Raw genomic sequence first — 26,050 nt, 5'->3', positions numbered from 1 at the left:
AACTATTTAACCCATCAGCATCCAGGTCGCTGGAACAGCTGCTACAAGAAGCAGGCCGATCAAAGCCATTTCCTGGCGTTTTAATACGTTGTCATGCGCGTGAGTTTTGCGGGCATAAAGGAAAACCAGCAAACCCGGAGCATACAGCACCACGGACAACAGCAGGTGCATCGGACCTGACGCGTACAGTAACCATAAGCCATAAATGCATGCACCGACACCAACAGCCTGATGAATTGGACGGGTTGCTATTTTCAGCAAAAATGCGCCGACGAGGAAATAGGGCACCAGAATCATCTCTGAGGCAATAGTCAGCAGCGTATTGTAGTCAGAACCTGTGAGCCAGATCAGCACCAGACAGACCTGTACGCAGATGTTAGTCAACCACAGTGATGCAGATGGCGCACCTTGCGCATTCTGACGGGCAAAAATACGCGGGAATGCTTTGTGCGTGGATGCCAGAAACGGGACTTCCGCCGCCATAATCGTCCAGCTCAAATAGGCGCCGCAGACAGAGACAATCAAACCCGCGGCGATAATGATTTCGCCCCATGGCCCCATCATTTTAACCATCAGACCAGCCATGGATGGGTTGCGGATTTCAGCCAGTTCCGGGCGTGCGACTACGCCAAGAGAAAGCAGGGTTACCAACAGGTAGACGCCAAGCGCGGCAAGTACTGCCAGCAACGTTGCGCGTCCGACATCGCGTTTGTTCCTCGCCCGTGCGGAAACCACGACAGCGCCTTCGACACCGATAAACACCCACAGGGTGATAAGCATGGTGTTTTTAACTTGCTCCCAGACAGGAACACCCAGTTTCACACCGGTAAAGTCGAGGCTGAAGGTGTCGAGCTTAAATAACATGAATGCCAGCACGATAAACAGGCCGAGCGGCAGTAGCTTCGCCAGCGTCGCCACCAGATTAATGCTGGCGGCTGTCTGTACGCCACGTAACACCAGAAAATGCACGATCCACAGCAGTACCGAGGCGCCAACAATAGACTGCCAGGTATTCCCGTCGCCAAACAGACGCAACGCAGGTGTATCGGTAAAGAAGCTAAGAGCGGAAAAGACGATAACCAGATAGGAAACGTTAGCGATAACGGCACACAGCCAATATCCCCACGCGGAGCAAAAACCGACCAGTTCGCCGAAGCCTTCGCGTGCGTAGGTAAAGATACCACCATCCAGTTCCGGGCGGATACGTGTCAGGATAAGCATGGCAAACGCGAGCAGCAGGATCCCCGCACCCGTAATCGCCCAACCAATCAATAACGCTGCCGGGCTGGCTACCGCAGCCATATTTTGTGGCAGGCTGAAAACACCAGCGCCAAGCATTGAGCTTAGAACCAGCGCTGTCAGTGCGCTCAGACCCAATTTCTTTTCCATTTGTATCCAGTTACAAAAACGAGAGTGAGAGAATAATTATTTTGGCAAATCGCATAAAAATGGTGAAAGCGACTCAAGGCGCGGGATTTTACGGAGAGAAGGCAGCGCATGCAATGGGGACAGGCAGATTTGTGACTAAAAATGCTAAAGGCGGCATAAAGCCGCCTTTTATTATTACTATTGTCTGTTACTTATACAGATCGGCGCTGATGGTCATGTTGTTACCACGTTCCGACCACTGGCGGGTGATGTGGTAGTACTTGGCCCCTTTTTTCGCTGCGCGTTTAGCAACCTGGTAAGAGACTTCGGTCATGTTGCCATAGTTACCGGTGAACTTGATGCTGTCGAACGGCACCATCATCGCGGCGGTAGCTTTGTTCAGCTCTTCAACTTTGGTACCGTCAGGCAGGGTGACAGTGTAACGTCCGCCTTTAGTTGACTGCGTTTCGAAGAAACGACCTACTTCGGCACTCGGCGACGCGGTTGTTGCCACGCCCGGAATTTCAACTTTCTTCGCGGCTTCGCCACCGGCTGCTAACGCGGCCCGTCCGGCATCGGAATCAGCAGGGATCGCATCAGGGCTTTGAACAACACGTTTTTTCGCATCTTCTTTGTAGATGAATGCGGTAATACGTTGGTTACCACCCTGGTTGGCATCAACCTGGCGTACGATATAGAAAGAGTAAGCCCCTTTTTCTTTCGCCACTTTGGTGATGGCATCATTTACTTCAGGCTGGCTGCGGTAGAACCCCTGAACCGTAACGGTATCGAAAGGTTCAATCAGAACGGCCTGGTCTTTCGGTAATTCCATAACGCCGTTGATGACGCGATTTTTGGTGACTTCTGCTTTTTCAGCGTCGGCTTTATAGATATCGGCGACGACGCGCCAGTTACCGCCACTGCCAAAATCTGAGGTATCAACAACATAAAAGGAGGCTGCACCGTCTTTATCTGCACGACGGGATACGGCGTCTACCGCATCACCGATAGCATTAAAACGACCGGTAACCACAATGCGGTCATAGGGTTTCAGGGCAGCTGCTTGCTCCGGCGTCAATTCTGTCGCTGCATTTACAGAAAAAGCAGTCGCAGAAAGAAGAGCGGACGCCAGGAGAGTGTTCTTAAGCTTCATAAAAATAATCCTTCGCCTTGCGCAAACCAGGTACTGGTATTGTTATTGACTAGAAACGTGGCTGATTATTGCATTTAAATTGTGTCAGTGTCTGCGTGATTTTTCACTCATCGTGCCACCCATGCTAACAACATCGATAACATTTAGTGATATGTCTAAAAATTCGGCGTTTGGCGGCTAAAACTGATAAAGCAGTTGAATTTCATAAGTTAATTTAATGTTAATCAATTGTTCTACGGTGGCGCTTAATCATGTTTTGCCGCTTCGCTTGAGCGAATTATCAGCCTTTGTGGGTTATTTAAAGGGCATTATCCCTGCTTGCGAGTGAATTCATTCCTGTTTTGCAAATTTCATAATAAATACTGTTTTTTGGCGCTAGATCACAGGCGTCATTTTCAGTAGGTTATACAGAGTTTGTTACTGTTTTATTTTATTGAGGTAACACTGAGCTCTCTCGGGAGTGTGCGCATGCCTCTTGCGAACATTGATAAACCATCATCAAAAATACAGATGGAAGGGAACATTATGCGAATTGGCATACCAAAAGAACGGTTAACCAATGAAACCCGTGTTGCAGCCACACCGAAAACGGTTGAGCAGCTGCTGAAGCTGGGTTTTAGCGTCGCGGTTGAAAGCGGCGCAGGTCAACTGGCTAGTTTTGACGATAAGGCGTTTGTGCAAGCAGGCGCAGAAATTGTTGACGGGAATGCTGTCTGGCAGTCAGAGATTATCCTGAAGGTCAACGCGCCAGAAGCGTTTGAGATTCCGTTGCTTAATCCGGGTACCACGCTGGTGAGTTTTCTCTGGCCTGCGCAGAACCCTGAGTTACTGCAAAAACTCGCTGAGCGAAATGTGACGGTTATGGCGATGGATTCCGTGCCGCGTATTTCGCGTGCACAGTCACTGGATGCCTTAAGCTCAATGGCCAACATTGCCGGGTACCGCGCAATTGTTGAAGCGGCACATGAGTTCGGTCGGTTCTTTACCGGGCAAATTACCGCGGCGGGTAAAGTTCCACCAGCCAAGGTGATGGTGATCGGTGCTGGCGTGGCGGGATTGGCCGCTATCGGTGCGGCAAACAGCCTCGGGGCGATTGTTCGCGCCTTTGATACACGCCCGGAAGTAAAAGAACAAGTTCAGAGTATGGGGGCGGAGTTCCTTGAGCTGGACTTTAAAGAAGAAGCGGGCAGCGGCGATGGCTACGCCAAAGTGATGTCCGAAGCGTTTATTAAAGCGGAGATGGAGCTGTTCGCCGCGCAGGCAAAAGACGTCGACATCATCGTGACCACCGCGCTGATCCCGGGGAAACCCGCGCCGAAACTGATCACGCGTGAGATGGTTGATTCGATGAAGTCCGGCAGCGTGATTGTCGATCTCGCCGCGCAAAACGGGGGTAACTGCGAGTATACCGTTGCCAATCAGGTGACCACCACCGAGAACGGCGTCAAGGTTATCGGCTATACCGATTTGCCGGGTCGTTTGCCGACTCAGTCTTCGCAATTGTATGGCACCAACCTTGTCAACCTGCTGAAACTGTTGTGCAAAGAGAAAGACGGCAACATCACCGTTGATTTTGACGATGTGGTGGTGCGGGGCGTGACAGTGGTTCGCGATGGTGAAATTACGTGGCCTGCACCACCCATCCAGGTTTCTGCTCAGCCACAAGCGGCGCCTAAGGCTGCACCTGCACCACAGGAAGAGAAAAAACCTGCATCCCCATGGCGCAAATATGCGCTGATGGCGCTGGTGGTGATTCTGTTTGGCTGGCTAGCCGATGTCGCGCCAAAAGAGTTCCTCGGACACTTTACGGTGTTCGCACTTTCCTGCGTGGTAGGTTACTACGTGGTGTGGAATGTCTCGCATGCGTTGCATACCCCGCTGATGTCCGTGACTAACGCTATCTCCGGGATCATCGTCGTGGGGGCATTATTACAAATTGGCCAGGGCGGCTGGGTGAGTTTCCTGAGCTTTATCGCGGTGCTTATTGCCAGTATTAATATTTTCGGTGGCTTCACCGTGACTCAGCGCATGCTGAAAATGTTCCGGAAAAACTAAGGGGTAACATATGTCTGGAGGATTAGTTACAGCTGCATACATTGTTGCCGCAATCCTGTTTATTTTCAGCCTGGCGGGACTTTCCAAACACGAAACGTCTCAACAGGGTAACAACTACGGCATCGCCGGGATGGCGATTGCGCTGATTGCCACGATTTTTGGCCCGGATACCGGCAACGTCGCCTGGATTCTGGTCGCAATGATCATCGGTGGCGCAATTGGTATTCGTCTGGCGAAAAGAGTCGAGATGACCGAGATGCCGGAGCTGGTGGCGATTCTGCACAGCTTCGTCGGTCTGGCCGCCGTACTGGTTGGTTTCAACAGCTATCTGTATCACGATACCGGTCTGGAACCGATCCTGGTGAACATTCACCTGACCGAAGTGTTCCTTGGCATCTTTATCGGTGCAGTCACCTTCACTGGTTCTATCGTGGCGTTTGGTAAACTGCGCGGCAAGATCTCATCTAAGCCGCTGATGCTGCCGAACCGCCATAAGCTGAACCTGGCGGCGCTGGTGGTTTCTTTCCTGCTGCTGGTCGTGTTTGTTCGTACCGAGAGCGTGGGCCTGCAGGTCCTGGCGCTGCTGGTGATGACCATTATCGCCCTGGCGTTTGGCTGGCACCTGGTCGCATCCATCGGTGGGGCCGATATGCCGGTCGTCGTCTCGATGCTGAACTCCTATTCAGGATGGGCGGCGGCAGCGGCAGGCTTTATGCTGAGCAACGATCTGCTGATCGTTACCGGTGCGCTGGTCGGTTCTTCGGGTGCGATCCTGTCTTACATTATGTGTAAGGCAATGAACCGCTCTTTCATCAGCGTTATTGCGGGGGGATTTGGCACTGACGGCTCCTCAACCGGTGATACCGAAGAAGCCGGTGAACATCGCGAGATTAATGCCGAAGATACCGCTGAAATGCTGAAAAACTCGCATTCCGTGATCATCACCCCGGGCTACGGTATGGCGGTGGCGCAGGCGCAGTATCCGGTGGCGGAAATTACTGAGAAACTGCGCGCCCGTGGTATCAAAGTTCGCTTTGGTATTCACCCGGTAGCAGGACGCTTGCCTGGTCATATGAACGTGCTGCTGGCGGAAGCCAAAGTGCCGTATGACATCGTGTTGGAAATGGATGAGATCAACGATGATTTCGCCGACACCGATACCGTACTGGTTATTGGCGCGAACGATACGGTGAACCCGGCAGCGCAGGACGATCCGCGCAGCCCGATAGCCGGAATGCCAGTGCTGGAAGTGTGGAAAGCGCAGAATGTTATCGTGTTCAAACGCTCAATGAACACCGGCTATGCTGGTGTGCAGAACCCGCTGTTCTTTAAAGAAAACACCCATATGCTGTTTGGTGATGCCAAAGCCAGCGTGGATGCGATTCTGAAAGCGCTGTAATGCGTGCTTAAAAGTAAAACGGCCTCTGCGGAGGCCGTTTGTTTGTTTGTTAAACATCCAGTTTACGTTGGGTTATCCATTCCACTCGAGCCGGATCGCGATGCGAGAAAAATGCGCTGATCCCGGCGTCCATGGCGGCGATTTGCGTCATTTCTTCAGCTGTTAAGGCAAAATCCAGTATCTGAATATTCTCTGTCATACGCGCTTTACGCACGGTTTTTGCCAGAGAAATAATTCCGCGTTGATAAATCCAACGCAGCACCACCTGACCGATGCTTTTCCCGTACTTCTCGCCAATCGCGGCCAGTGTCGGATTTTGAAACAGGTCATTGCGCCCCTCGGCGAACGGCGCCCAGGCCTGTGGTTGAATATTGCGGCTCTGCATCCAGGCTACGGCATGCGGTTGCTGGTGGAAGGGATTCACCTCTATCTGGTTCACCGCCGGGATGATGCGGTTGAAGGCCATCAAATCTGCCAGACGGTCCGGGTGAAAATTGCTGACGCCAATCGCGCGAATTTTCCCTTCCTCGTAGAGTTCCTCCATAGCACGCCAGGCGCCGTGCACGTCGCCATAGGGCTGGTGGATTAAATACAGGTCAAGGTAGTCAAGCTGTAGGCGCTGCAACGAACGCGCAAACTGAGCTTTCGCGCCAGCGTAGCTGGTATCCTGTAACCACAGCTTGGTGGTGATGAAGAGCTCATCGCGAGGTACGCCGCTTTGTTGCAGCGCATTGCCGACCTGAGTTTCATTCAGATAGGAGGCGGCGGTATCGATCAGGCGATATCCTGTTTCGATGGCATCCCGCACGGCTTGCTCACACTCGTTAGCGTCGGTCATTTGGTATACGCCAAAACCGAGCAGAGGCATCTCAACACCGTTATTTAAGACGGTTGTATTCATGGAACGCTCCTGAAAATCATTTTTTGCATTGGCAGCAGATTAGCAAGAATCTGTTCACACTATTAGTCGGTTAAATCAGCATAGACCTATGAGTGAAATTCATTTTTAGCAGGATAGTATGCGAGGTATGTCCCATATATTTGGTGAGAAAGGGGGGATTCATGATTGATACTCATAAACTTATGCTTCTTTCGCTATCTAATCACTGCCATTCACCCCGTCTATACTGCCACCTGACTTTTCCTAAGATAACAGGACGCTATGCGTACACGTGAACAGCGCTCGCCGGTTGCGACTGCAAGCCACACCGGTCTCTCTTTTATTCTTATCCTCAGCGGCTTGATGGCCTTTACTTCACTTTCAACCGATATCTATCTTCCGGCGATGCCGACCATGGCAGGGGATTTAAACGGCAATGTGGAGCTTACTGTTACCGGTTTTTTGGTGGGATTTGCTATTGCGCAGCTGATCTGGGGACCGATCAGCGATCATCTGGGTCGACGTAAACCGCTGTTCATCGGCATGGTGCTGTTTATCATCGGTTCAGCGGGGTGTGCGCTGTCTACGGATATCACGCAAATTGTTTTCTGGCGGGTCTTTCAGGCGCTGGGGGCTTGCACCGGGCCGATGCTGGCGCGTGCCATGATTCGTGATCTCTTTGCTCGTAATCGTGCGGCGCAAATGTTATCTACCCTGGTACTGGTTATGGCGATTGCCCCCATCGCAGGGCCATTGATTGGCGGGCAAATTATTCGACTGAGCACCTGGCACTCTATTTTTTGGTTGCTGGTGGTCATTGGCGTGCTGATGTTTATCTCGCTGCTGTGGTTGCCGGAAACACTCCCTGAAGAAAGACGCGTAAAAGCCTCACTGGCAGGCGCATTTCGTCATTACCGCACGCTGTTAACCAATGGTCAATTTATGCGCTACACCCTGAGTCTGACCTTTTATTACGTGGGGGCGTATGCGTTTATTACCGGTTCGCCATTTGTTTATATTCGCTACTACCATGTCGATCCACAGCATTACGGCTGGTTATTTGCGTTAAATATTGTTGGCGTTATGGCGATGAGTGCGGTCAACCGCCGGCTGGTGCAACGGCATGCGTTAGAACAGTTGCTGAAGTACGCGACGATGTTGGCGGCACTGGCTGCTGTTGCATTGGCACTGCTGGTTAAGCTGGAAATAGGGGGAGTTATTGCCATTATCATCACTGTGTTTCTGCTGTTTTCGATGAATGGAATCATTGCCGCAACGTCGACGGCCGCCGCGCTGGATGCCGCCCCCAATATCGCCGGTTCAGCTTCGGCGCTGATTGGTTCATTACAGTATGGCAGTGGCATCATCTCGTCTTTACTGCTGGCGAGATTGAGTGACGGCACCCCCTGGACCATGGCCTGGATTATTGCGCTATTCACACTGATGAGCGCTGCACTGGTATTCCGTGTCAAACAGTAGTTGAACAACCCCGCGAGAGCAGGGCATACACTTATTCTTTGTTAAGATCGCTCAGCAGGACAGCAATGCTTTGACCACCATTTGTTTGCTCAAGGGCAATCTTTACGATGATGGTCAGCGGTACTGAAAGCAGCATTCCAACGGGGCCGAGCAGCCAGCCCCAAAAAATCAGCGACAGGAACACCACCAGCGTAGAAAGCCCCAACCCTCGCCCCATGATGCGCGGTTCGAGGATATTGCCGAACACCAGGTTAATCACAAGATAACCTGCCAGCACGAGCAACGCGTCGTAAAAACCACTGAATACCAGGACCTGAGCAATAGGGGGAATTGCTGCCAGCACCGAACCGATGTTAGGAATATAATTCAGGGCAAAGGCCAGCAGTCCCCAGACAAACGCGAAGCGGACATCCAGTGCGGCAAGCATGCCCCAGGCGACCAGTCCGGTGACGATACTGATGGCGGTTTTTAGCACCAGGTAGTGCGAGACACTGTCGATAGCGCGTTGGATCGCGGCCATTCCTTCAAGAGGGCGGCTCATCATTTGTTTGAGTTTGCCGGGGAGTTGCGGTACTTCCAGCAGCATAAAAACCACGGTCAGCAATAGTAGAAATATCGAGGACATCGCATTGGAGAGTTGTGTCAATAAATTGGTGACCAGCGTCATCGCTGCGTTCGGATCGACATATTTCACCAACTCGTCGACGGAAACCCCGATCCCCGCACGTTGTAGCCACGGTTCGATATTTTTCAGTGGGATAACCAGGGACGAACGATATTGCGGCAGTGTCCGTGCCAGCTCATTTAAGGAGGTACCTAAATAAGCCAGAAGCAGCACCATTAGCATGACAATAATAACAATCAGCAATGACACGGCGAATACACGCGGTATACGGAGCTTAACCATGCGTTGTACTACGGGATTGAGCACGACGGCGATAAATAACGCCAGAATAAACGGTACGATGATTTCGGCGGCAAATCGGATACCGGTTAAAATGATAACCAACATGCCAAGCATAATAACTATTTTTAGGCCGTTAAGCGTGATGATCGGTTTTGCCATGTGAATCCCTGAGTTTTTTATCTATATAATAATGTGATCTGCCTCGAGCCGTTATAACAAAAATCAAACGTGCCGGGTAAAGAAGTGAAAAGATTTTGAGTTCGTATTGAACCTATGATACAAATCATCTGTGTTTAACTACCGAGGACAATTATCATCCGCGATGATGAGAAGCAACACTGCGGATAATTGTAATATTATGGACAATACGTTCAGGATGTTTTTGCGTTTACCTACACTTCTTCGTACCTCTTCCACTTTCTTGCTTGCGGGTGAGCAACACTGGCGCAACGCGCTTTAGTCCCTTCTTCTGCCTGAGCTGGCGTTATGCGCTGAGCTATCTGATTCTATTTTTTGGTTTACTGCATGCAGTAGGCCCAAAGGACTATATTCTCAAGCAGGAGAAGCATCATGTTTTACTGGATATTATTAGGTCTGGCCATTGCGGCTGAAATTACCGGTACGCTGTCAATGAAATGGGCCAGCGTAGGCCATGGTAATGCGGGCTTTATTTTAATGCTGGTAATGATCGCCTTATCGTATATTTTTCTCAGTTTTGCCGTTAAAAAAATCGCCCTTGGTGTGGCCTATGCCTTATGGGAAGGTATCGGAATTTTATTTATTACGCTGTTTAGCGTGCTGTTATTCGACGAAACCTTGACCACAATGAAAGTTGCTGGACTGGTCTCGCTGGTGTTAGGCATTGTGTTGATCAAATCGGGTACACGCAAGCCGGCAAAAGCGAGGAGGGAGGTGACCCATGCAGCAGTTTGAGTGGGTTCACGGCGCCTGGCTTGGAATGGCCATCGTTCTTGAAATCGTTGCTAACGTCTTCTTAAAATTTTCCGATGGTTTCCGCCGTAAGGCTTATGGCGTGTTGTCGCTGGTGGCGGTATTAGCGGCATTTAGTGCGCTGTCCCAGGCGGTAAAAGGAATCGATCTTTCTGTCGCCTACGCGCTGTGGGGAGGATTCGGGATCGCCGCAACGTTAGCCGCAGGATGGGTGCTTTTTGGTCAGCGCCTGAATAACAAAGGCTGGATTGGCGTCGCCTTGCTGCTGGCCGGAATGATCATGATCAAACTTGCCTAATCTTCGTGCTGCCCGCAAATGTGGGCAGCATGTGTTATCCCTTCGCCAGTGCTTCCAGTTTATCGCGAAACCCCGTCACAGAAATGGCGCGATTATCTGCCCGCCAGCGATCTTTCGCTGCTGGAGCGGAGCTTTGCACACCAATCAGTTGCCAGCCTGAGTCTGTCTTTAACATCAATGGGGAGCCGCTGTCGCCAGGGAGCGTATCGCACTGATGTGACAGGACTGTATTTTGCGCCCAGCCAGTTACCACGCAATCCTGATGCGTGTACAGGTCATCCAGGTGATCTTCCGGGTACCCCGACTGAGTCACTTTACGGTCAGCGGCTTTTAGCGCAGCGGTTAACGCGGCTTTATCACCGTCAAATAACGGTAGCGGCGTGATCCCAGAAGGGGGATAACGTAACACCACCAGACCGAAATCCCACGGGGCCGCAGAAGGAGGGACAATCCAGCCGTCACCATCTGCTTTTAAACGCTTGCCGAGAGAGGGATCAACCCGTCCTTCAATGCCGTGGATTTCATAGCGCCAGATACCCTTTTTCGACACAAAACGTAGCGCGACGGCTTTATCCGGCTTGCCTTTCGGTGGGGTGAGTAAGCAGTGCCCGGCGGTCAGGGCCAGGTGAGGTGAAATGAGCGTAGCCGTACACAGGTTACCGCTGGCGGTTTCCAGTTGCCCGATAGCGTCCCACGGTGATTGTGTCGGGTCAGTCACCCTCACACGATCGTCATGACCAAAAAACAGCGTTTTTATGTTATCGACTTCAGCAGCGGTCGTTGCAGGCTGCTCCGCATGTGCAACGACAGGAAATAGACAAATTGAACCCAGTAATACCGCAATGGTTTTATGCATATCACACTCTGGTGGGGAATTATGATTATTAACAGCAAACCCTCAGTTAATACTATAGACGGGACGGCGGGAAAGTGGGAGTAAAATCAGATAACTACACTCAGGAAAGATAAAAATGCATGGCGATAAGAGCGCAAATTATCAGGGTAATAAGAATGAACTCAAAGCGGTAATGTGACACCATTTTACCCTCCGAAAGGCGGCGCTAAATCAGACTGATTTAGCGCCGTATGCTATGGCATGGGGGACGCCATGGTTACTACAGATGTTTTATGCAGCCGGTTGAGCAGCAGGTTTAGCGGTTTCGTGTTTTACTGCTTTTTTGGTGTGTTTTTTAGCGGCCTGAGCTTTCTGCTCTGCGGCTGGTTTGGTTGCAGCTGGTTTAGTTGCGGCTTTTTTGGTGTGTTTTTTGGCAGCCTGAGCTTTCTGCTCTGCAGCTGGCTTGGTTGCTGCTTTTTTGGTGTGTTTCTTCGCAGCCTGAGCTTTCTGCTCTGGCGCTTTTTGTTCTACAGCCGGTTTAGTCGTGGATTTTTTAGCGTGCTTTTTGGCAGCCTGTGCTTTCTGCGGCGCTGCTTTGTGCTGTTTTTTATGATGAGTGGTTTTTGCCGGTGCAGCTTTCGTGGTCGCAGCAGCAGTCGGAGCGGTAGTCGCAGTTGTTTCAGCAGCAAATGCAGCGGAAGACAGACCCATAGCAGCGGCAACAACCAGAGCTAATACTTTTTTCATTCTCATACCCTCGATTTGGTTTTTCATTCAACCCCACTGCGGGGCCGTTGAAATAACTATATCGCTGTAATCTCTGGGCTTCCGTGAGTCATTGGTTTCGACGTGTAACCGTTTGTACAATGACTCACGGTATACGATTACAGATAGCGGGCTTCCAGATGGGCGCGGAAATAGCGGCTGCTCAGCGGTTCTCCGGTTGCCTGGGTAATGAGCTGCTCGGTCGTGAAACGACTACCATGTTGCCAGATATTCTGGCGCAACCAGTCAAACAGGGCGCTAAAGTCTCCTTGCGCAATGGCGTGGTTTAAGTCTGGCAATGCACGGTTAGCCGCACTGAAAAGCTGGGCTGCATACATCGCCCCCAATGTGTACGAAGGGAAGTAACCAAAACCGCCATCGGTCCAGTGGATATCCTGCATACAGCCGTTACGGTAATTCCCGATGGTAGACAGCCCTAACCAGGCCTGCATTTTTTCATTCCACAAGGCAGGAATATCATCGACCTCAATGTCGCCATTAATGAGTGCGCGTTCAATTTCATAACGCAGGATCACGTGAGCGGGATAGCTCACCTCGTCGGCATCAACACGGATAAACCCCGGTTTGACCTGCTGGTTCCAGGCGATGAAATTGCGTTCCTCAAAGGCGGATTGATCGCCAAAATGCCGGGTTACTGCGGGAATTAACCGTTTCAGAAACGCCGGGCTGCGGCCTAATTGCATTTCAAAGAACAGGCTCTGAGATTCATGGATGGCGGTTGAGCGTGCCAGCGCGATAGGTTGCCCTAACCAGTTACGTGGCAGATTTTGCTCATAGCGGGCGTGACCGGTTTCATGGATAACGCCAAACAGCGCGCTGAGCAATTCATTTTCATCATAGCGGGTGGTAATACGGACATCTTCCGGTACACCGCCACAGAAGGGGTGTGCACTGATGTCCAGGCGTCCTGCGGTAAAATCAAAACCTAACTGCGCCATGGTTTCAAGGCCCAACTCACGCTGAACTGCGGTCGGAAAAGGGCCAACCGGGGCGATAAGCGATTGTTGTGATTGTTTGGCCACCACTTTATTGAGCAATTCGGGTAGCCAGCTTTTGATGTCGGCAAAGAGAATATCCAGCCGGGCGCTGGTCATTTCTGGTTCAAAGACATCCAGCAATGCGTCGTAGGGCGAACAGCCTTTCGCTTCAGCACGCAGTCGGGCCTCTTCGCGGCTGTACTTCACCACCTCTTTCAGGTTTTCAGCAAACCCTTCCCAGTCATTGGCCGGGCGTTGGCTGCGCCAGGCGTGTTCGCAACGACTGCCCGCCAGTGATTTCGCTTCGACCAGCGATTCGGGTAGCAAGGACGCTTGATGATGAAGCCGCGACATTTCGCGCAGATTGGCCTGTTCAACATCGTTCAGGTCTTCCTGCTGTGCGGCGGCTAACCACGTTGCCACCTTCGGGTCGGTTAACAGTTGGTGCTCAAGCACGCTCAGCTCGGCCAGCGCTTCGCCGCGAGCTTTGCTGCCGCCTGATGGCATCATGGTAAACATGTCCCAACTGGCGATTGCCGAGAGGTGGGAGAAGCGAGAGAGGCGCTGGAACGTGCGGCTGAGCTGATGGTAATTATCATTGTTACTCATTTTTTGTTCTCGTTCTGCTTAGGTGTAGTGAGAAGTTTACCGTGATTCATTCACTTTTCATAAACACACCTTTATGCCCGGTTTTCCGTAACAGCTTTTTATAGCGAAAAGCCAGCAGCACGACAAAACAAATGGCGTAGATTATGGGGAGCGGGGATAGCACTTTTACCGACCACAGGTAATGCAGCGGAAGCAAAATGGCGGCCAGGTAAACGTAGTTGTGCAGCGTTTGCCAGCGTTTGCCCATTTTACGCTGCGCGGCTTGCGTTGAGGTCAGCGTCAGCAGGAGTAAGATAACCCAACCCGTCATGCCCAGCGTTAGCCAAGGGCGTGAAACCAGTTCACGACCCAACAATCCCAGATTTTGCATACCCAGCTCCAGCAGCGCATAGCTGGTCAAATGCAGCGTGGCCCATGCAAAACACCATAAACCTAACAACCGCCGGGTGCGAAACAACAAAGGCTGCTTTGCATAGCGCGCAAGCGGCGATACCAGCAGGGTAGCCAGTAAAAACTTCAGCGCAATAATGCCCGTAAAGTGCTGGATATCTTTTCCCGGGTCGGCACCCAACCCGCCATGTTGTACGGCCCAGAAGAGCCATAGCAGAGGTAAAAAACCGGCTAGATGCAGCAGTATTTTCAGCGCGGTTATCTGTTTTGCGGTTAGCCTCACTTAAAAATACTCCCTTAGGTCCATGCCCTGATATAAAGAGGCCACTTCATCGGCATAACCATTGAAAGGCAACGTGGGCTGTCGCTGTACATCGAGGATGCCACCCGAACCGATAAAACGCTCTGTGGCCTGAGACCAACGCGGGTGATCGACCTGCGGATTTACATTGGCGTAAAAACCGTATTCGTTTGGCGCTGACATATTCCAGGTCGTCGGCGGCTGCTCGCGAGTGAGCTTAATACTGACTATCGATTTAATGCCTTTAAAGCCGTACTTCCAGGGTACGGTCAGGCGTATCGGCGCCCCGTTTTGCGGCGGTAATGCTTTGCCATATACGCCTACGGTAAGAAGTGTGAGCGGGTGCATAGCCTCATCCAAACGCAGACCTTCGACATAGGGATATTTCAACCCACCGCCAATAAAGCGGTCTTTCTGGCCCGGCATTTCATCAGGGGCGTAGCGTGTTTCAAAAGCGACGTATTTGGCGTGACTGGTTGGCTCAACCAGCGCCAGTAATTTATGCAACGGAAAACCCACCCACGGCACAACCATTGACCAGGCCTCAACGCAACGCATCCGATAAATACGCTCTTCTAATGGAAAGCGTGTGGTCAGCGCATCATGATCTAAGGTTAAAGGTTTGTTGACCTCACCGCTGATGGTCAGCGTCCAGGGATCGGTTTTCAGGCTACCGGCATTGGCGGCTGGATCGGCTTTATCCAGACCAAATTCATAGAAATTATTGTAGCCCGTCACCTTGTCTTCCGGCGTCAGGGACAGATTTTTTTGCCAGTGCTCGGGCTTTGTAAACCCGAGTGGTATGCCCGCCGGCGCAGGTGGACGATCGTTGCCTTTAAACCAATTCAACAAACTGGCCTGTGTCGGGGAAGGCAACGATGCCGCCACCGCGCCGATCCCAAGTGCTTTAAGGATCTGTCGTCGTTGCATAAAAAATACTGACTTGGCTGTAACATCAGCTTCCCGAAGCGGACGTTTTTTCTGCATAACGTTTCCTTTTTATTTTCATGTTAGGGGCAACAAAGCGACGTTTCCCTGTTGATGCCTGACGAGTGTATAGCGACATACTGGGCGTATGCGTATCCCAGGATCCTCACGAAAAGTTAAAAATTTTGTGATAACTTCCGCCCCTTGCCTGAGGTAAGCTTTCAGCACGACGAGAGGGAGATGACACTGATGGCAGGCGCAAAAAAGATATTTTTGGTGGAAGATGACAGCGATATTGCCGCACTTTTGCAACTTAGCCTGAAAGATGAGGGGTACGAAATTATTCATGAGGCTGATGGGGCACGAGCGCTTGAGCAACTTGAGAAGCATGTATGGGATGCGGTTATCCTCGATCTGATGCTACCGGGCGTAGACGGTCTGGAGATTTGTCGTCGCATTCGTCAAATGAGTTTCTACCTCCCTGTCATCATTATCAGCGCCCGCACCAGTGAAACTCACCGCGTATTGGGGCTGGAAATGGGGGCAGATGATTATTTAGCCAAACCTTTCTCGGTGCTGGAGTTGATGGCCCGGGTAAAAGCATTGTTTCGCCGTCAGGCGGCGATGAGTCAAAACTTGCGTATGGAGGCGGGGATTATTACCGTCCATGGCGTGGAGATTGATCCATTAGCCAGGGAAGTCCGCCAGCATGGTAAATCCCTTGATTTAACGCCGCGTGAGTTCGATCTGCTCTACTTTTTCGCCCGTCATCCAGGGGAGGTCTTTTCGCGTCAGGCGCTGTTAGATCAGGTGTGGGGCTACCAGCACGAAGGATATGAGCATACGGTGAACAGCCATATCAATCGCCTGCGGACCAAAATTGAAAAAGATGCGGCGGAGCCGGAAGTTATTCTCACCGTTTGGGGACGAGGCTATAAGCTTGCTGCGGTTAACGCGGAGCATCAGCCATGATTTATCGCCTGTCGCTGAGCCAGCGTCTGACCCTGGTCTTTACCGCCATTATGTTGATTTGCGCGGTTGCCGTCAGCATTGTCCAGATCCGCAGCAGTAAACAGTATGGCGACGCCATGGTGCAAAGGCTCTCGCTGGAACTGGCCAGCAAGATTGTCAAAAGTGAGTCACTTATTGATGCCAGTGGGCAGGTTAATCGCCAGGCGTTAAAGGGGGTGTTTGATCGCCTGATGACGCTCAACCCAAGCGTGGAGCTGTATCTGGTTTCACCGTCAGGTGAAATCCTCGCCGACGCTGCTCCGCCTGGGCATATTCAGCGCCAGAAAATTAGCGTGCAGCCGATTCAGGTTTTCCTTAACTCGGACGAACTGCCCGTCTACGGCAACGATCCGCGCAGCAGCCAGCAAAAAGTCTTCAGCGCCGCGCCAGTTTTCTTTAACGGCAAGCTGCATGGCTATTTGTACATTATTTTGCAGGGCGAAGACCTGAATATGCTGGCGAATACCGCCTGGCAAAAAACGCTCTGGAATACTGTGGCCTGGACGTTAATCCTGGTTTTATTAGCCGCTGCCATCGCAGGATTCCTGGTATGGCGATGGGTGACGAACCCGGTGAAAAGGCTGACCGGACAGGTGGTTAAACTGGAGCTGGACAGCATTAGCGTCATCAAACAGCTGGCGCAAAAAAATCCCGAACCGGGACCGGCGAATGAAATTGCGTTGCTGGACAATGCGTTTATCGAGTTAGCGCAGAAAATTGCCCAGCAGTGGGATCTATTAGCGGACAGCGATCGTCAGCGCAGAGAGTTTATTGCCAATATTTCGCACGATTTGCGTACACCGCTGACTTCACTGCTGGGGTATCTGGAAATGCTGTCGTTGAAAGCTGATACCATGACGCCGGAGGAAAATCGACATTATCTTAGCATCGCGCTGCGCCAGGGGCATAAGGTTCGCCATCTGTCACAACAGCTGTTTGAGCTGGCGAGGCTTGAGCATGGTGGTATAAAACCGCAGCGTGAACGATTTGCTATTGGCGAGCTGATCCAGGATGTGGCACAGAAATTTGATCTCCCCGTTGCCACACGTCATTTGCAGTTGCACCTTGAGGTAACGGGGCCGTTACCGCTGGTGAATGCGGATTTATCGATGATGGAAAGGGTCGTGACGAATTTGCTGGATAACGCAATCCGTCATACGCCTGACGGAGGCGAAGTACGGCTAAAAGTCTGGTGTGATGAAGGTCGTTTGTTAGCCGAAGTGCAGGACAGCGGGCCAGGGGTAGATGAGGCAATACGAGAAGTATTATTTCAGCGCCCGACTGCGTTAATTCCCCGTGAGCAGCGGGCAGAGCGGGGCGGACTGGGCTTACTGATTGTGCGTAGAATGCTCGAACTGCATGGGGGAGATATTAGCCTTGTTAATTCAACGGCAGGGGCCTGCTTCCGTTTTTCCTTGCCGCTGGCGGATTCGTCACTGCGTCGCTGATGAGGTTCCGGCATACAGGGATTATAACGCTTTCTGGCGTTGCAACCCTGGACATTGCGTAAAAGTTGGTAGGTTGCTTGTGATAATGAGAATCTTTATCATATTCTGATAATTCATCAACTTATCTTCGATAAGCCCAAGGAGATCGTATGTCACAGGATGCCGACAACCTGTATATCGCCAGGACAAAAGCAGTGGCTGGTTGTTTCTCTATGTTTTTGTTGATGTTCTGCCTCACATTTTCCCCACTATTTTTCCCTGCCAGTCAGGACCTGCTTGCCAAAGGGTTACTTTTTCCGCTGCTGTTTGCGCTGGAATTTGTTGTGCTGGTTCCGCTGTATTATTTCTTCTTTAGAAAAAGAGAGGGACTGGGCAAAGGCATTTTCAACGCCAGGTGGTTTGCCATTTTGTTCGCGGCGCTGCTGTTTATTCAGCTTATCCTGCCATTGATTTTGGGTCTCAGGCAAGCTGAAGCGTGGGTGACCAGCCAAATATCCTTAAGTAGTTATGCGTTGTGGTTATCTACGTTGACCCTGATATTTATCGCGCCAGTTTATGAAGAAATTGTTTTCAGAGGCTGTTTATTCAACGCGTTCCAGTACTGGTTCAATAATAAAACCTGGCTGTCGTCAGTGGTGGTATCGGTCATTTTTGCCATCATGCATACGCAGTATGTGGATCTACGCACGTTGCTGATGTTGTTTCTTGTGTCGCAGGTGTTGATCCTGGCCAGACTGAAAAGCAACGGTCTGTTGATGCCAATTTTGCTGCATATAGTGATGAACGGGACGGTTGTTGCTCTGCAGATGGCGGCTCAGACGTTACAGCCAGGGTGATGAAGGCGATGCCCGGAACCCGGGCATCGTGGATTATACGTGCAGACGGTGATGCAAACGGGCACCAACCAATAGCGCCAGCACCAGCATCAGTGCGATAAACCCGCCCACGCCGTTCCAGCCATAGCTGTGCCAGAAAATACCCCCCAGTGTCCCGGCAATGCTTGAGCCCAGATAATAGCTGAACAGGTACAGTGAAGAGGCCTGGCCTTTAGCACGTTTGGCTCGCGGCCCGATCCAACTACTGGCCACGGAATGCGCCGCAAAGAACCCGGCTGAAAAAAGCAACATACCGGCAAAAATCAGCCATAACGAGGTAAACAGGGTCATTATTAGCCCGAACAACATCACGCCTGTCGAGAACAACATTACCGGGCCGCGCCCATAACGGGTGGTCATGGAACCGGCTTTAGGTGAGCTCCAGGTACCGGTAAGATAAGCCACGGACAACAAACCGACGACAGCCTGGCTGAGTTCCCACGGAGACAGCATCAGACGGTAGCCGATGTAGTTAAACAGTGTGACAAACGACCCCATCAGCAAGAACCCTTCTGCGAACAACAGCGGAAGTCCTCTGTCACGCCAGTGCAAACGGAAGTTGATAAATAACGTTTTAGGCCGTAACGATGTCGGTCTGAAGTGCCGTGATTCCGGTAAGATCTTCCAGAACATGAGCGCGGAGGCGAGGGCAAAGCAGCCAATAGCCGCCAGCGCAATTCGCCAGTTAAAAAAGTCAGTAAATACGCCGCTAATCAAACGACCACTCATACCACCAATCGAGTTCCCGCTGATGTATAAGCCCATTGAGAATGCGACAAAGCTCGGGTGAATTTCTTCACTCAAATAGGTCATTCCCACGGCCGCGACGCCGCTCAGTGAAAGTCCTATAAGAGCACGCATGATTAAAATACCGTGCCAGCTGGTCATCATCGTTGAAAGCAGCGTACAACAAGAGGCGAGCAGCAGCGCGGTCACCATTACCGGTTTACGGCCTATGGCGTCGGAAAGTGGGCCGGTAAACAGTAAGCCGATTGCCAGCATGGCCGTTGAGATAGAAAGCGAAATACTACTGCTGGCAGGAGAGACGCCAAACTCATGCGACAGCACGGGCAGTATGGGCTGGACGCAATAGAGAAGGGCAAATGTCGCCAGCCCGGCAGAAAAAAGCGCCAGCGTGACGCGCATAAAAGGGGATGTACCGCGTTTAATAAAACCATCCGGCGGATTGACTATCTGTTCATCAACATCGCCCGCCGGGGCGGTATCGACAGTAGTTGTACGGCTCACTTAAAATCCTTGCTCAATCATTTACATCTATACCCTGCGTTTTTCAAGCCACGCAATGCGACGTGAAATCCATAGGGTCTACAGGACCAGCCTTAAGAGTATGAAAATCACAATATTCTGTCTAATATATTAATAATCTCAAATAATATCTTAAGAATATGAATATTGAACTGCGTCACCTACGTTACTTTGTGGCAGTGGCGGAAGAGCTGCATTTTGGTCGTGCAGCGGCACGACTGAATATTTCGCAACCGCCGTTGAGCCAGCAGATCCAGATCCTCGAACAGCAGGTGGGTGCTCGGCTACTGGCGCGGACTAACCGCAGCGTGGCGCTTACCGCTGCCGGGAAACAGTTTCTGGCGGACAGTCGGCAGATCCTGGGGCTGGTAAATGAGGCTGCCGCCCGTGCCGAACGATTACACCTGGGAGAGTCGGGGGAACTGCGCATCGGTTTTACGTCATCAGCCCCGTTTATTAAGGCAGTGTCCGATACGCTGTCTCTTTTTCGCCAATGCTATCCAGCAGTGCATATGCAAACCCGTGAAATGAATACGCGCGAGCAAATTGCCCCGCTCAACGAGGGTGCACTGGATTTGGGGCTCTTGCGCAATACGCAACTTCCGGACACATTGGCGCGGGAGGTCATTTTGCATGAACCGCTGATGGCGATGATCCCACGCGCACATCCTCTGGCGCAAAAACCAGTGGTGACGCTGGCGGAGCTGGCCAATGAGCCATTTGTCTTTTTTGATCCGCATGTTGGAACGGGGTTGTATGACGATATTCTCGGCCTGATGCGCCGTTACGATCTGAAACCAACCATCACCCAGGAAGTCGGTGAGGCGATGACTATCATTGGACTGGTGGCCGCAGGGTTGGGGGTTTCCATTTTGCCAGCCTCTTTTAAACGGGTGCAATTGTATGAAATGTGTTGGATCCCTATTGCGGAAGACGATGCGGTCTCCGAAATGTGGTTGGTGTGGCCGAAGCATCATGAACAAAGCCACGCAGCGCAACGTTTTCGCCAGCAGCTTTTAGCCGCGGTGCAGCGCGGTTAATTTAGTTTAAAAATGGTCGAAAATGTGCAGTAAATCACAAGGCTAAGTAAAAAGTTGACGGAAACCATTGAAGTGCTTCACCATAGTCCGCAGATTATTTCGGAGCGCGAAAATAAAGGGAGTAAGTGGTGGTTGCTGATAGTCAGCCTGGGCATATCGATCAAATTAAGCAGACCAATGCGGGCGCGGTTTATCGTCTGATTGATCAGCTGGGACCGGTATCGCGTATTGATCTCTCTCGCCTGGCACAATTGGCCCCTGCCAGTATTACCAAAATTGTCCGAGAAATGCTGGAAGCGCATTTGGTGCAGGAGCTGGAAATAAAAGAAGCCGGTAACCGTGGACGTCCGGCTGTAGGGCTGGTGGTTGAAACAGAAGCCTGGCATTACCTTTCTATTCGTATTAGTCGTGGCGAGATTTTCCTGGCGCTGCGCGATCTGAGCAGCAAACTGGTGGTCGAGGATTGTCTTGAAATGGCGCTGGTCAGCGAGACACCGTTACTGGAACGGGTTGTTGCGCAAGTCGATCAGTTTTTTATCCGTCACCAGCAAAAACTCGAGCGCCTGACCTCTATCGCGATTACTTTACCCGGCATTATTGATACAGAAAATGGTATCGTACATCGCATGCCGTTCTATGATGACGTCAAAGAGATGCCGCTCGGCGAAACGCTGGAGCGGCATACCGGCGTACCGGTGTACATTCAGCACGATATCAGCGCCTGGACCATGGCAGAAGCGCTGTTTGGTGCATCACGCGGGGCGCGTGATGTTATTCAGGTAGTCATCGATCACAACGTGGGTGCAGGGGTGATCACTGATGGTCATTTACTGCATGCAGGCAGCAGCAGTCTGGTCGAAATAGGTCATACGCAGGTGGACCCTTACGGCAAACGTTGCTACTGCGGTAACCATGGGTGTCTGGAGACGATCGCCAGCGTCGACAGCGTGCTGGAACTGGCGCAGGTGCGACTGAAGCAGTCAATGAGCTCCTCTCTGCACGGACAACCGTTGACGGTAGACGCACTGTGTCAGGCGGCCATGCAGGGCGATTTATTGGCGAAAGATATTATTAGCGGCGTTGGAACCCATGTCGGTCGTATCCTGGCCATCATGGTGAATTTGTTCAACCCGCAAAAAATATTGATAGGATCCCCACTCAGTAAAGCCGCTGACATTTTGTTCCCGACCATTGCTGACAGCATTCGTCAACAGGCGCTTCCGGCCTACAGCCAGCACATTGTTGTCGAAAGTACGCAATTTTCGAATCAGGGGACGATGGCGGGGGCCGCCCTCGTTAAGGACGCGATGTATAACGGTTCTTTGTTGATTCGTCTATTACAGGGTTAACATTTTTTAACTGTTGTACGAAAAATTGCGCTATCTCAAGCTGGTTCTGGCCGTCATACCTTAGACTTTCTCCACTGTTTTATTTTCCTGACTTATATTTTCATAGCATACGGTGGAGTTAGTGATGCTGAAGCGTTTCTTTATTACAGGTACAGACACTTCTGTTGGGAAGACCGTGGTTTCCCGCGCATTACTACAAGCGTTAGCGTCAGGGGGTAAACGTGTGGCGGGTTACAAACCCGTCGCCAAAGGCAGCAAAGAGACACCGGAAGGTATGCGCAATAAAGATGCGCTGGTGCTGCAAAGCGTGTCATCCATCGAACTGCCGTACGAGGCGGTTAACCCTATCGCGCTGAGCGAAGACGAAAGCAGCGTGGCGCATAGTGGTCCGGTTAACTACACCCTGTTATCCAATGGACTGGCAAGCCTGAGTGAGAAGGTTGATCACGTTGTTGTTGAAGGCACAGGCGGCTGGCGTAGTCTGATGAACGATCTGCGTCCGTTATCGGAGTGGGTGGTACAGGAGCAACTCCCGGTTTTGATGGTGGTGGGTATTCAGGAAGGCTGTATTAACCATGCCATTCTTACCGCACAGGCGATTGCCAGTGACGGGCTGCCGTTGATTGGCTGGGTAGCGAACCGTATTAACCCGGGGCTGGCGCATTATGCCGAAATCATCGACGTGCTAAGCAAAAAATTACCGGCACCGTTGATTGGTGAATTGCCTTATTTGCCACGAGCAGAGCAGCGCGAGCTTTCTCAGTACATTCGTCTGTCAATGCTCGGCAGCGTGTTGTCTGTAGATAGAGTCACGGCGTAACGTTCGCGACAGCACTGACGCCACGACGCAAGCCATCAACAGGCCGGGGAGCAGTCGATACTCCCCGGTCATTTCACAAACCATCAATGTCGACATAATGGGGGCATGGGTCGTCGCCGCCAGCAGTGTAGCCATTCCTGTTAAGCCCAACAGTACCGCAATGTCATCCGTCCCCGGAAGCCAGAATCCCCATACCCGACCCATCAACATACCGACAGATAAACCGACAAACAGCGTTGGTGTAAACACGCCGCCGGGTGCCCCTGACCCGCTACTGGCGAGCACGGCCAGCAATTTGCAAATGAAAATTCCGCTGATGACGGCGAGCAAAGGGGGAGAGAGTAAATACGATTGTACCACGCTGTAGCCGTTGCCCCAGACCGCAGGAGTGAGTAGCGACAACAGGCCAACGATCAGCCCGCCCAGGGCTAACTGGCCAGGCGGTGCGAGTTTTAAGCGCAAAAAGCCGTTGTGGCTGGTGGTCATAAGCCACATAAAAAGAGGTCCGCAGAGACCGGCTAACAGACCAGTGCTGATAATCATCACATATTCCAGCACATGCAGTTCCCGAGTCAGATGAACGGTATACAGCAGCGCGTTGCTGTCGCTAAGCGCATTGGTGGTTAACAATGCGACGACGGCGGAGACAACCACCGGCCCTAATGAGGCGAGGATCAACGTGCCAAACAGCACTTCGGCAATAAATAAGCTACCCGCCAACGGCGCGTGATACGCACCAGCCATACCCGCAGCCGCCCCGCAGGCAATCCATAATTTCCATTCCGAACGCGGTGTGAAACGTTGTGCGAAGCACGAGGCTGCCAGTGCGGCCAATAAAATCATTGCCCCTTCACGACCAATGGCGCTGCCGCTTGCCACGACGACCAAAGAGGCCAGTGATTTCACCAGACTTGCGCTGACGTCGAACTGTCCGTCAGTCTGCAGGGCTTCCATATAGTCTGTGGGGGCCTGTGGGCGTAAACGATTACATTTTTGCCAGCCCCAAAGCAAGAGTCCTGCCGCCAGACCACCGAGCGCAGGTGTCAGCATGCGTCTGAACGGCGGCAGATTTGTCGCGGCGTTGACCAGGCTTCCCGTATCGTTACTCAGGAACAGCCACTCAAGCAATTGCATCGCATGACGAAACCCTGCAACGGCCAGGGCTGCAAGGATACCAATCAGCGCGGCGATCAGTAGACGCCGAAACAGGGTACGCAGGTCAGGATAAGCATGTAAACGATGCATGGGTTGCCAGACAGGAAAATTCAGACGGTCTATTTTGCGGGTAATTAGCCGCAGAAGCAAAAGCTCAGCGTGCGAAACTCAGCGGGAAATGGGCAGGAAATATCCTGCCCGTGGGTGATATTAACGGAACAAGGGTTTATCTGCCACCGGCACTAATAACTGCGACTGCCATTGTGCCAGTGTCAGGCGTGCCAGTTTACCCAACGCCTGGTAGAACGGATGGTCCGCCTTCTCGATAAAAACGTCGAGGAAGCGAGCCGACCACGGCAGTAAATGCCAGGCCAGCAATTGCTCACATTCGGTGTGGCGGCCATTTTCGGCAAGCCAGGCTGTCAGCAGTAACAACGAACCAAAGTGATCTTCTGGCTCATTCTGTTGCAGCGCAAACTGAATGCCGTTGTCGCGCATCCATTGACGTAACGCCAGCGTGGAATCACCAAACAACACGTTTTCGCGATCCAGCCAGACCGAACCCCAGGGCGGGGATGGCAATGCGTAGGGGCCGATAAACAAACGTTGCCAGGCTTGCGGGAGCGTTTCATCGCTATCTGTCTGCATCTGAGCAGCCAGCGGCGACAACGTAGCTTCCGGCAGCGGCCACTGTGCTTGCCAGCCATCAGCTTTTAACGCACTGACCATCGCAGCTGCTTCGGCGCTATCTGGCGCATAGTAGAACAACGCGCCCAGAACGCGCGCAGCGGTTGAAAAGTTGTCACATTGTGAAAAATGGGTCATGCAAACAATCCTGAACAGTGCGGGTTGCCCCGCACCCGAGAGTTAACCTGCAACAGCCATTCCGACTGTCATATGCAAACCATAAAACAAACCACGACCAATGATTTCACCGGCCAGGACTAAAAGTAAACCTAACGCCAGCCCAGCGGCATGCGGGTCTTTGCGGCGAATAAGCGGGCAGATCCAGCACCCAAGACCTGCGGCCAGCAAGACGATGCGCCACAGCTGTAAGCGGCCATAGTCAGGTACCAGCGCATTGGCGAATTGCACTGAGCTGTGGATTGTGCCGAGGGAAAGTCCCTGCAGGACAATCACACCCGCGCTAACCAGCAACGCCAGCACACTGATCCCCGCGAACACGTTGGCATTAAAAGAAACACCAGCAGCACGCAGTAGCAGGGCGGCAAAGAGTGGCCCGCTCAGAAGCAGGGTCATGAAAAAGGCCACCGTAGTGTAACCATTATACCAGGTCGGTACGGTATCTATCTGGTAAACGTTGGTCATCGCCCAGACAAACACCACGCCCAGCAGCATGCTTACCAGCAGCCATATTTTACCTAATGCAGCAGGCATTTTACCGAGAAAAGCGACCAGCCACCATAAACCACCGGCGGCAAAAAACAGCGAGCCGCTGGCAATTTCATTACTTAGCGCTGACTCACCGATTCTGTTCAGCGAGTTAAATGCGCGTAACGGAGACCCTAAATGCATAACCGAGGCCAGGAATGCGATGCCCATTACCAGCCAAAGAAAAAACATACTGCGAACAATGCGCTGTCTTACAACATCGTCTTTAGCGGTAAACCAACCCAGCCCACTGACGATTAGCGCGCCTGCCACGCATTGGCCCAGAACCGTGAACAGTACCAGCGGCCATTCATGCCATCCACTTCCCATTTTAGACCTCCTTCGGATTAGCCAGATAACCCGTGGTATCCCCGGTCGG

Annotated in this window: 24 protein-coding genes; 11 read left to right on the top strand and 13 right to left on the bottom strand. The window is 51.9% G+C overall.

Annotation, left to right across the window (positions count from 1 at the left end; all coding sequences use genetic code 11):
• Positions 1 to 6 precede the first annotated feature (6 nt).
• Both FDX19_RS00850 and ydgH read right to left on the bottom strand, forming a co-directional pair.
• Complete coding sequence (locus FDX19_RS00850) at positions 7 to 1,389, bottom strand: amino acid permease (RefSeq protein WP_137381245.1); 1,383 nt, start codon at positions 1,387 to 1,389, stop codon at positions 7 to 9.
• Positions 1,390 to 1,576: 187 nt separating this feature from the next.
• Positions 1,577 to 2,521, bottom strand: a complete 945-nt coding sequence (ydgH, locus tag FDX19_RS00845) for a DUF1471 family protein YdgH (protein WP_005121175.1) — start codon at positions 2,519 to 2,521, stop codon at positions 1,577 to 1,579.
• 525 nt (positions 2,522 to 3,046) lie between these two features.
• Between ydgH and pntA the strand changes: the two genes are divergently transcribed.
• Entirely contained in the window at positions 3,047 to 4,576 is a 1,530-nt protein-coding gene (pntA, locus tag FDX19_RS00840; RefSeq protein WP_137381244.1) for a Re/Si-specific NAD(P)(+) transhydrogenase subunit alpha, read from the top strand.
• 10 nt (positions 4,577 to 4,586) lie between these two features.
• Positions 4,587 to 5,975: a Re/Si-specific NAD(P)(+) transhydrogenase subunit beta gene (gene pntB / locus FDX19_RS00835; protein ID WP_005121173.1), complete on the top strand. Its 1,389-nt coding sequence runs from the start codon at positions 4,587 to 4,589 to the stop codon at positions 5,973 to 5,975.
• Between the two features lie 49 nt (positions 5,976 to 6,024).
• On the opposite strand, the gene FDX19_RS00830 is transcribed toward pntB, so the two are convergent.
• Complete coding sequence (locus FDX19_RS00830; protein ID WP_137381243.1) at positions 6,025 to 6,876, bottom strand: aldo/keto reductase; 852 nt, start codon at positions 6,874 to 6,876, stop codon at positions 6,025 to 6,027.
• A gap of 261 nt (positions 6,877 to 7,137) precedes the next feature.
• On the opposite strand from FDX19_RS00830, the gene FDX19_RS00825 reads away from it, so the two are divergent.
• Positions 7,138 to 8,334: a multidrug effflux MFS transporter gene (locus FDX19_RS00825; RefSeq protein ID WP_137381242.1), complete on the top strand. Its 1,197-nt coding sequence runs from the start codon at positions 7,138 to 7,140 to the stop codon at positions 8,332 to 8,334.
• A gap of 31 nt (positions 8,335 to 8,365) precedes the next feature.
• Here FDX19_RS00825 and FDX19_RS00820 read toward each other — a convergent pair whose 3' ends face one another.
• Entirely contained in the window at positions 8,366 to 9,400 is a 1,035-nt protein-coding gene (locus tag FDX19_RS00820) for an AI-2E family transporter (protein WP_137381241.1), read from the bottom strand.
• A 408-nt stretch (positions 9,401 to 9,808) separates the two neighbouring features.
• Here FDX19_RS00820 and mdtJ point away from each other — a divergent pair, with 408 nt between their 5' ends.
• Positions 9,809 to 10,174 carry a multidrug/spermidine efflux SMR transporter subunit MdtJ gene (gene mdtJ, locus FDX19_RS00810; RefSeq protein WP_161958620.1) on the top strand — a complete coding sequence of 122 codons (366 nt, stop codon included), beginning with the start codon at positions 9,809 to 9,811 and terminating at the stop codon, positions 10,172 to 10,174.
• Positions 10,161 to 10,490: a multidrug/spermidine efflux SMR transporter subunit MdtI gene (gene mdtI, locus FDX19_RS00805; RefSeq protein ID WP_040233868.1), complete on the top strand. Its 330-nt coding sequence runs from the start codon at positions 10,161 to 10,163 to the stop codon at positions 10,488 to 10,490. The genes mdtJ and mdtI overlap by 14 nt, the downstream gene beginning before the upstream one ends.
• 34 nt (positions 10,491 to 10,524) lie before the next feature.
• On the opposite strand, the gene FDX19_RS00800 is transcribed toward mdtI, so the two are convergent.
• From FDX19_RS00800 to msrP, 5 genes are all read right to left on the bottom strand, one after another.
• Positions 10,525 to 11,346, bottom strand: coding sequence for a serine protease (locus tag FDX19_RS00800; RefSeq protein ID WP_137381240.1), 822 nt, complete (start codon positions 11,344 to 11,346; stop codon positions 10,525 to 10,527).
• 270 nt (positions 11,347 to 11,616) lie between these two features.
• Entirely contained in the window at positions 11,617 to 12,072 is a 456-nt protein-coding gene (asr, locus tag FDX19_RS00795; RefSeq protein WP_137381304.1) for an acid resistance repetitive basic protein Asr, read from the bottom strand.
• A 137-nt stretch (positions 12,073 to 12,209) separates the two neighbouring features.
• Positions 12,210 to 13,697, bottom strand: coding sequence for a carboxypeptidase M32 (locus FDX19_RS00790; RefSeq protein ID WP_137381239.1), 1,488 nt, complete (start codon positions 13,695 to 13,697; stop codon positions 12,210 to 12,212).
• Between the two features lie 46 nt (positions 13,698 to 13,743).
• On the bottom strand, positions 13,744 to 14,370 hold the full coding sequence (msrQ, locus tag FDX19_RS00785) for a protein-methionine-sulfoxide reductase heme-binding subunit MsrQ (protein WP_137381238.1): 627 nt from the start codon (positions 14,368 to 14,370) through the stop codon (positions 13,744 to 13,746).
• Positions 14,371 to 15,375: a protein-methionine-sulfoxide reductase catalytic subunit MsrP gene (gene msrP, locus FDX19_RS00780; RefSeq protein ID WP_137381237.1), complete on the bottom strand. Its 1,005-nt coding sequence runs from the start codon at positions 15,373 to 15,375 to the stop codon at positions 14,371 to 14,373.
• Positions 15,376 to 15,564: 189 nt separating this feature from the next.
• Here msrP and FDX19_RS00775 point away from each other — a divergent pair, with 189 nt between their 5' ends.
• From FDX19_RS00775 to FDX19_RS00765, 3 genes are all read left to right on the top strand, one after another.
• A complete protein-coding gene (locus FDX19_RS00775) occupies positions 15,565 to 16,287 on the top strand; it encodes a response regulator transcription factor (protein ID WP_137381236.1) in 723 nt (240 codons plus the stop codon).
• Positions 16,284 to 17,774 (top strand): ATP-binding protein, encoded by a 1,491-nt coding sequence (locus FDX19_RS00770; protein ID WP_137381235.1) that lies wholly within the window; start codon positions 16,284 to 16,286, stop codon positions 17,772 to 17,774. Before FDX19_RS00775 ends, FDX19_RS00770 begins: the two co-directional genes overlap by 4 nt.
• A 149-nt stretch (positions 17,775 to 17,923) precedes the next feature.
• Positions 17,924 to 18,610 (top strand): CPBP family intramembrane glutamic endopeptidase, encoded by a 687-nt coding sequence (locus tag FDX19_RS00765; RefSeq protein WP_137381234.1) that lies wholly within the window; start codon positions 17,924 to 17,926, stop codon positions 18,608 to 18,610.
• A gap of 33 nt (positions 18,611 to 18,643) precedes the next feature.
• On the opposite strand, the gene FDX19_RS00760 is transcribed toward FDX19_RS00765, so the two are convergent.
• Complete coding sequence (locus FDX19_RS00760) at positions 18,644 to 19,897, bottom strand: MFS transporter (protein WP_137381233.1); 1,254 nt, start codon at positions 19,895 to 19,897, stop codon at positions 18,644 to 18,646.
• Positions 19,898 to 20,055: 158 nt separating this feature from the next.
• Between FDX19_RS00760 and FDX19_RS00755 the strand changes: the two genes are divergently transcribed.
• From FDX19_RS00755 to bioD, 3 genes are all read left to right on the top strand, one after another.
• Positions 20,056 to 20,955, top strand: coding sequence for a LysR family transcriptional regulator (locus tag FDX19_RS00755; RefSeq protein ID WP_137381232.1), 900 nt, complete (start codon positions 20,056 to 20,058; stop codon positions 20,953 to 20,955).
• 128 nt (positions 20,956 to 21,083) lie between these two features.
• Positions 21,084 to 22,304, top strand: coding sequence for a sugar metabolism global transcriptional regulator Mlc (gene mlc / locus FDX19_RS00750; RefSeq protein ID WP_137381231.1), 1,221 nt, complete (start codon positions 21,084 to 21,086; stop codon positions 22,302 to 22,304).
• Positions 22,305 to 22,428: 124 nt separating this feature from the next.
• Positions 22,429 to 23,124 carry a dethiobiotin synthase gene (bioD, locus tag FDX19_RS00745; RefSeq protein WP_137381230.1) on the top strand — a complete coding sequence of 232 codons (696 nt, stop codon included), beginning with the start codon at positions 22,429 to 22,431 and terminating at the stop codon, positions 23,122 to 23,124.
• On the opposite strand, the gene clcB is transcribed toward bioD, so the two are convergent.
• The 3 genes from clcB to FDX19_RS00730 form a co-directional block, all read right to left on the bottom strand.
• Entirely contained in the window at positions 23,080 to 24,369 is a 1,290-nt protein-coding gene (clcB, locus tag FDX19_RS00740) for a voltage-gated ClC-type chloride channel ClcB (RefSeq protein ID WP_137381229.1), read from the bottom strand. The genes bioD and clcB overlap by 45 nt on opposite strands.
• A gap of 120 nt (positions 24,370 to 24,489) precedes the next feature.
• Entirely contained in the window at positions 24,490 to 25,104 is a 615-nt protein-coding gene (gene dmsD, locus FDX19_RS00735) for a Tat proofreading chaperone DmsD (protein ID WP_137381228.1), read from the bottom strand.
• A 42-nt stretch (positions 25,105 to 25,146) separates the two neighbouring features.
• Complete coding sequence (locus tag FDX19_RS00730) at positions 25,147 to 26,001, bottom strand: dimethyl sulfoxide reductase anchor subunit family protein (RefSeq protein ID WP_137381227.1); 855 nt, start codon at positions 25,999 to 26,001, stop codon at positions 25,147 to 25,149.
• Between the last annotated feature and the right edge of the window lie 49 nt (positions 26,002 to 26,050).

Source organism: Citrobacter sp. wls619 (assembly GCF_005281345.1).
Lineage (GTDB): Bacteria > Pseudomonadota > Gammaproteobacteria > Enterobacterales > Enterobacteriaceae > Citrobacter.
This window is presented reverse-complemented; position numbering and strand designations above follow the sequence as displayed.

Coding starts and splice junctions, on each gene's coding strand:
- FDX19_RS00850 (WP_137381245.1), bottom strand. CDS start 1,389: ATGGAAAAGAAATTGGGTCTGAGCGCACTGACAGCGCTGGTTCTAAGC.
- ydgH (WP_005121175.1), bottom strand. CDS start 2,521: ATGAAGCTTAAGAACACTCTCCTGGCGTCCGCTCTTCTTTCTGCGACT.
- pntA (WP_137381244.1), top strand. CDS start 3,047: ATGCGAATTGGCATACCAAAAGAACGGTTAACCAATGAAACCCGTGTT.
- pntB (WP_005121173.1), top strand. CDS start 4,587: ATGTCTGGAGGATTAGTTACAGCTGCATACATTGTTGCCGCAATCCTG.
- FDX19_RS00830 (WP_137381243.1), bottom strand. CDS start 6,876: ATGAATACAACCGTCTTAAATAACGGTGTTGAGATGCCTCTGCTCGGT.
- FDX19_RS00825 (WP_137381242.1), top strand. CDS start 7,138: ATGCGTACACGTGAACAGCGCTCGCCGGTTGCGACTGCAAGCCACACC.
- FDX19_RS00820 (WP_137381241.1), bottom strand. CDS start 9,400: ATGGCAAAACCGATCATCACGCTTAACGGCCTAAAAATAGTTATTATG.
- mdtI (WP_040233868.1), top strand. CDS start 10,161: ATGCAGCAGTTTGAGTGGGTTCACGGCGCCTGGCTTGGAATGGCCATC.
- FDX19_RS00800 (WP_137381240.1), bottom strand. CDS start 11,346: ATGCATAAAACCATTGCGGTATTACTGGGTTCAATTTGTCTATTTCCT.
- asr (WP_137381304.1), bottom strand. CDS start 12,072: ATGAAAAAAGTATTAGCTCTGGTTGTTGCCGCTGCTATGGGTCTGTCT.
- FDX19_RS00790 (WP_137381239.1), bottom strand. CDS start 13,697: ATGAGTAACAATGATAATTACCATCAGCTCAGCCGCACGTTCCAGCGC.
- msrP (WP_137381237.1), bottom strand. CDS start 15,375: ATGCAGAAAAAACGTCCGCTTCGGGAAGCTGATGTTACAGCCAAGTCA.
- FDX19_RS00775 (WP_137381236.1), top strand. CDS start 15,565: ATGGCAGGCGCAAAAAAGATATTTTTGGTGGAAGATGACAGCGATATT.
- FDX19_RS00770 (WP_137381235.1), top strand. CDS start 16,284: ATGATTTATCGCCTGTCGCTGAGCCAGCGTCTGACCCTGGTCTTTACC.
- FDX19_RS00765 (WP_137381234.1), top strand. CDS start 17,924: ATGTCACAGGATGCCGACAACCTGTATATCGCCAGGACAAAAGCAGTG.
- FDX19_RS00755 (WP_137381232.1), top strand. CDS start 20,056: ATGAATATTGAACTGCGTCACCTACGTTACTTTGTGGCAGTGGCGGAA.
- bioD (WP_137381230.1), top strand. CDS start 22,429: ATGCTGAAGCGTTTCTTTATTACAGGTACAGACACTTCTGTTGGGAAG.
- clcB (WP_137381229.1), bottom strand. CDS start 24,369: ATGCATCGTTTACATGCTTATCCTGACCTGCGTACCCTGTTTCGGCGT.
- dmsD (WP_137381228.1), bottom strand. CDS start 25,104: ATGACCCATTTTTCACAATGTGACAACTTTTCAACCGCTGCGCGCGTT.
- FDX19_RS00730 (WP_137381227.1), bottom strand. CDS start 26,001: ATGGGAAGTGGATGGCATGAATGGCCGCTGGTACTGTTCACGGTTCTG.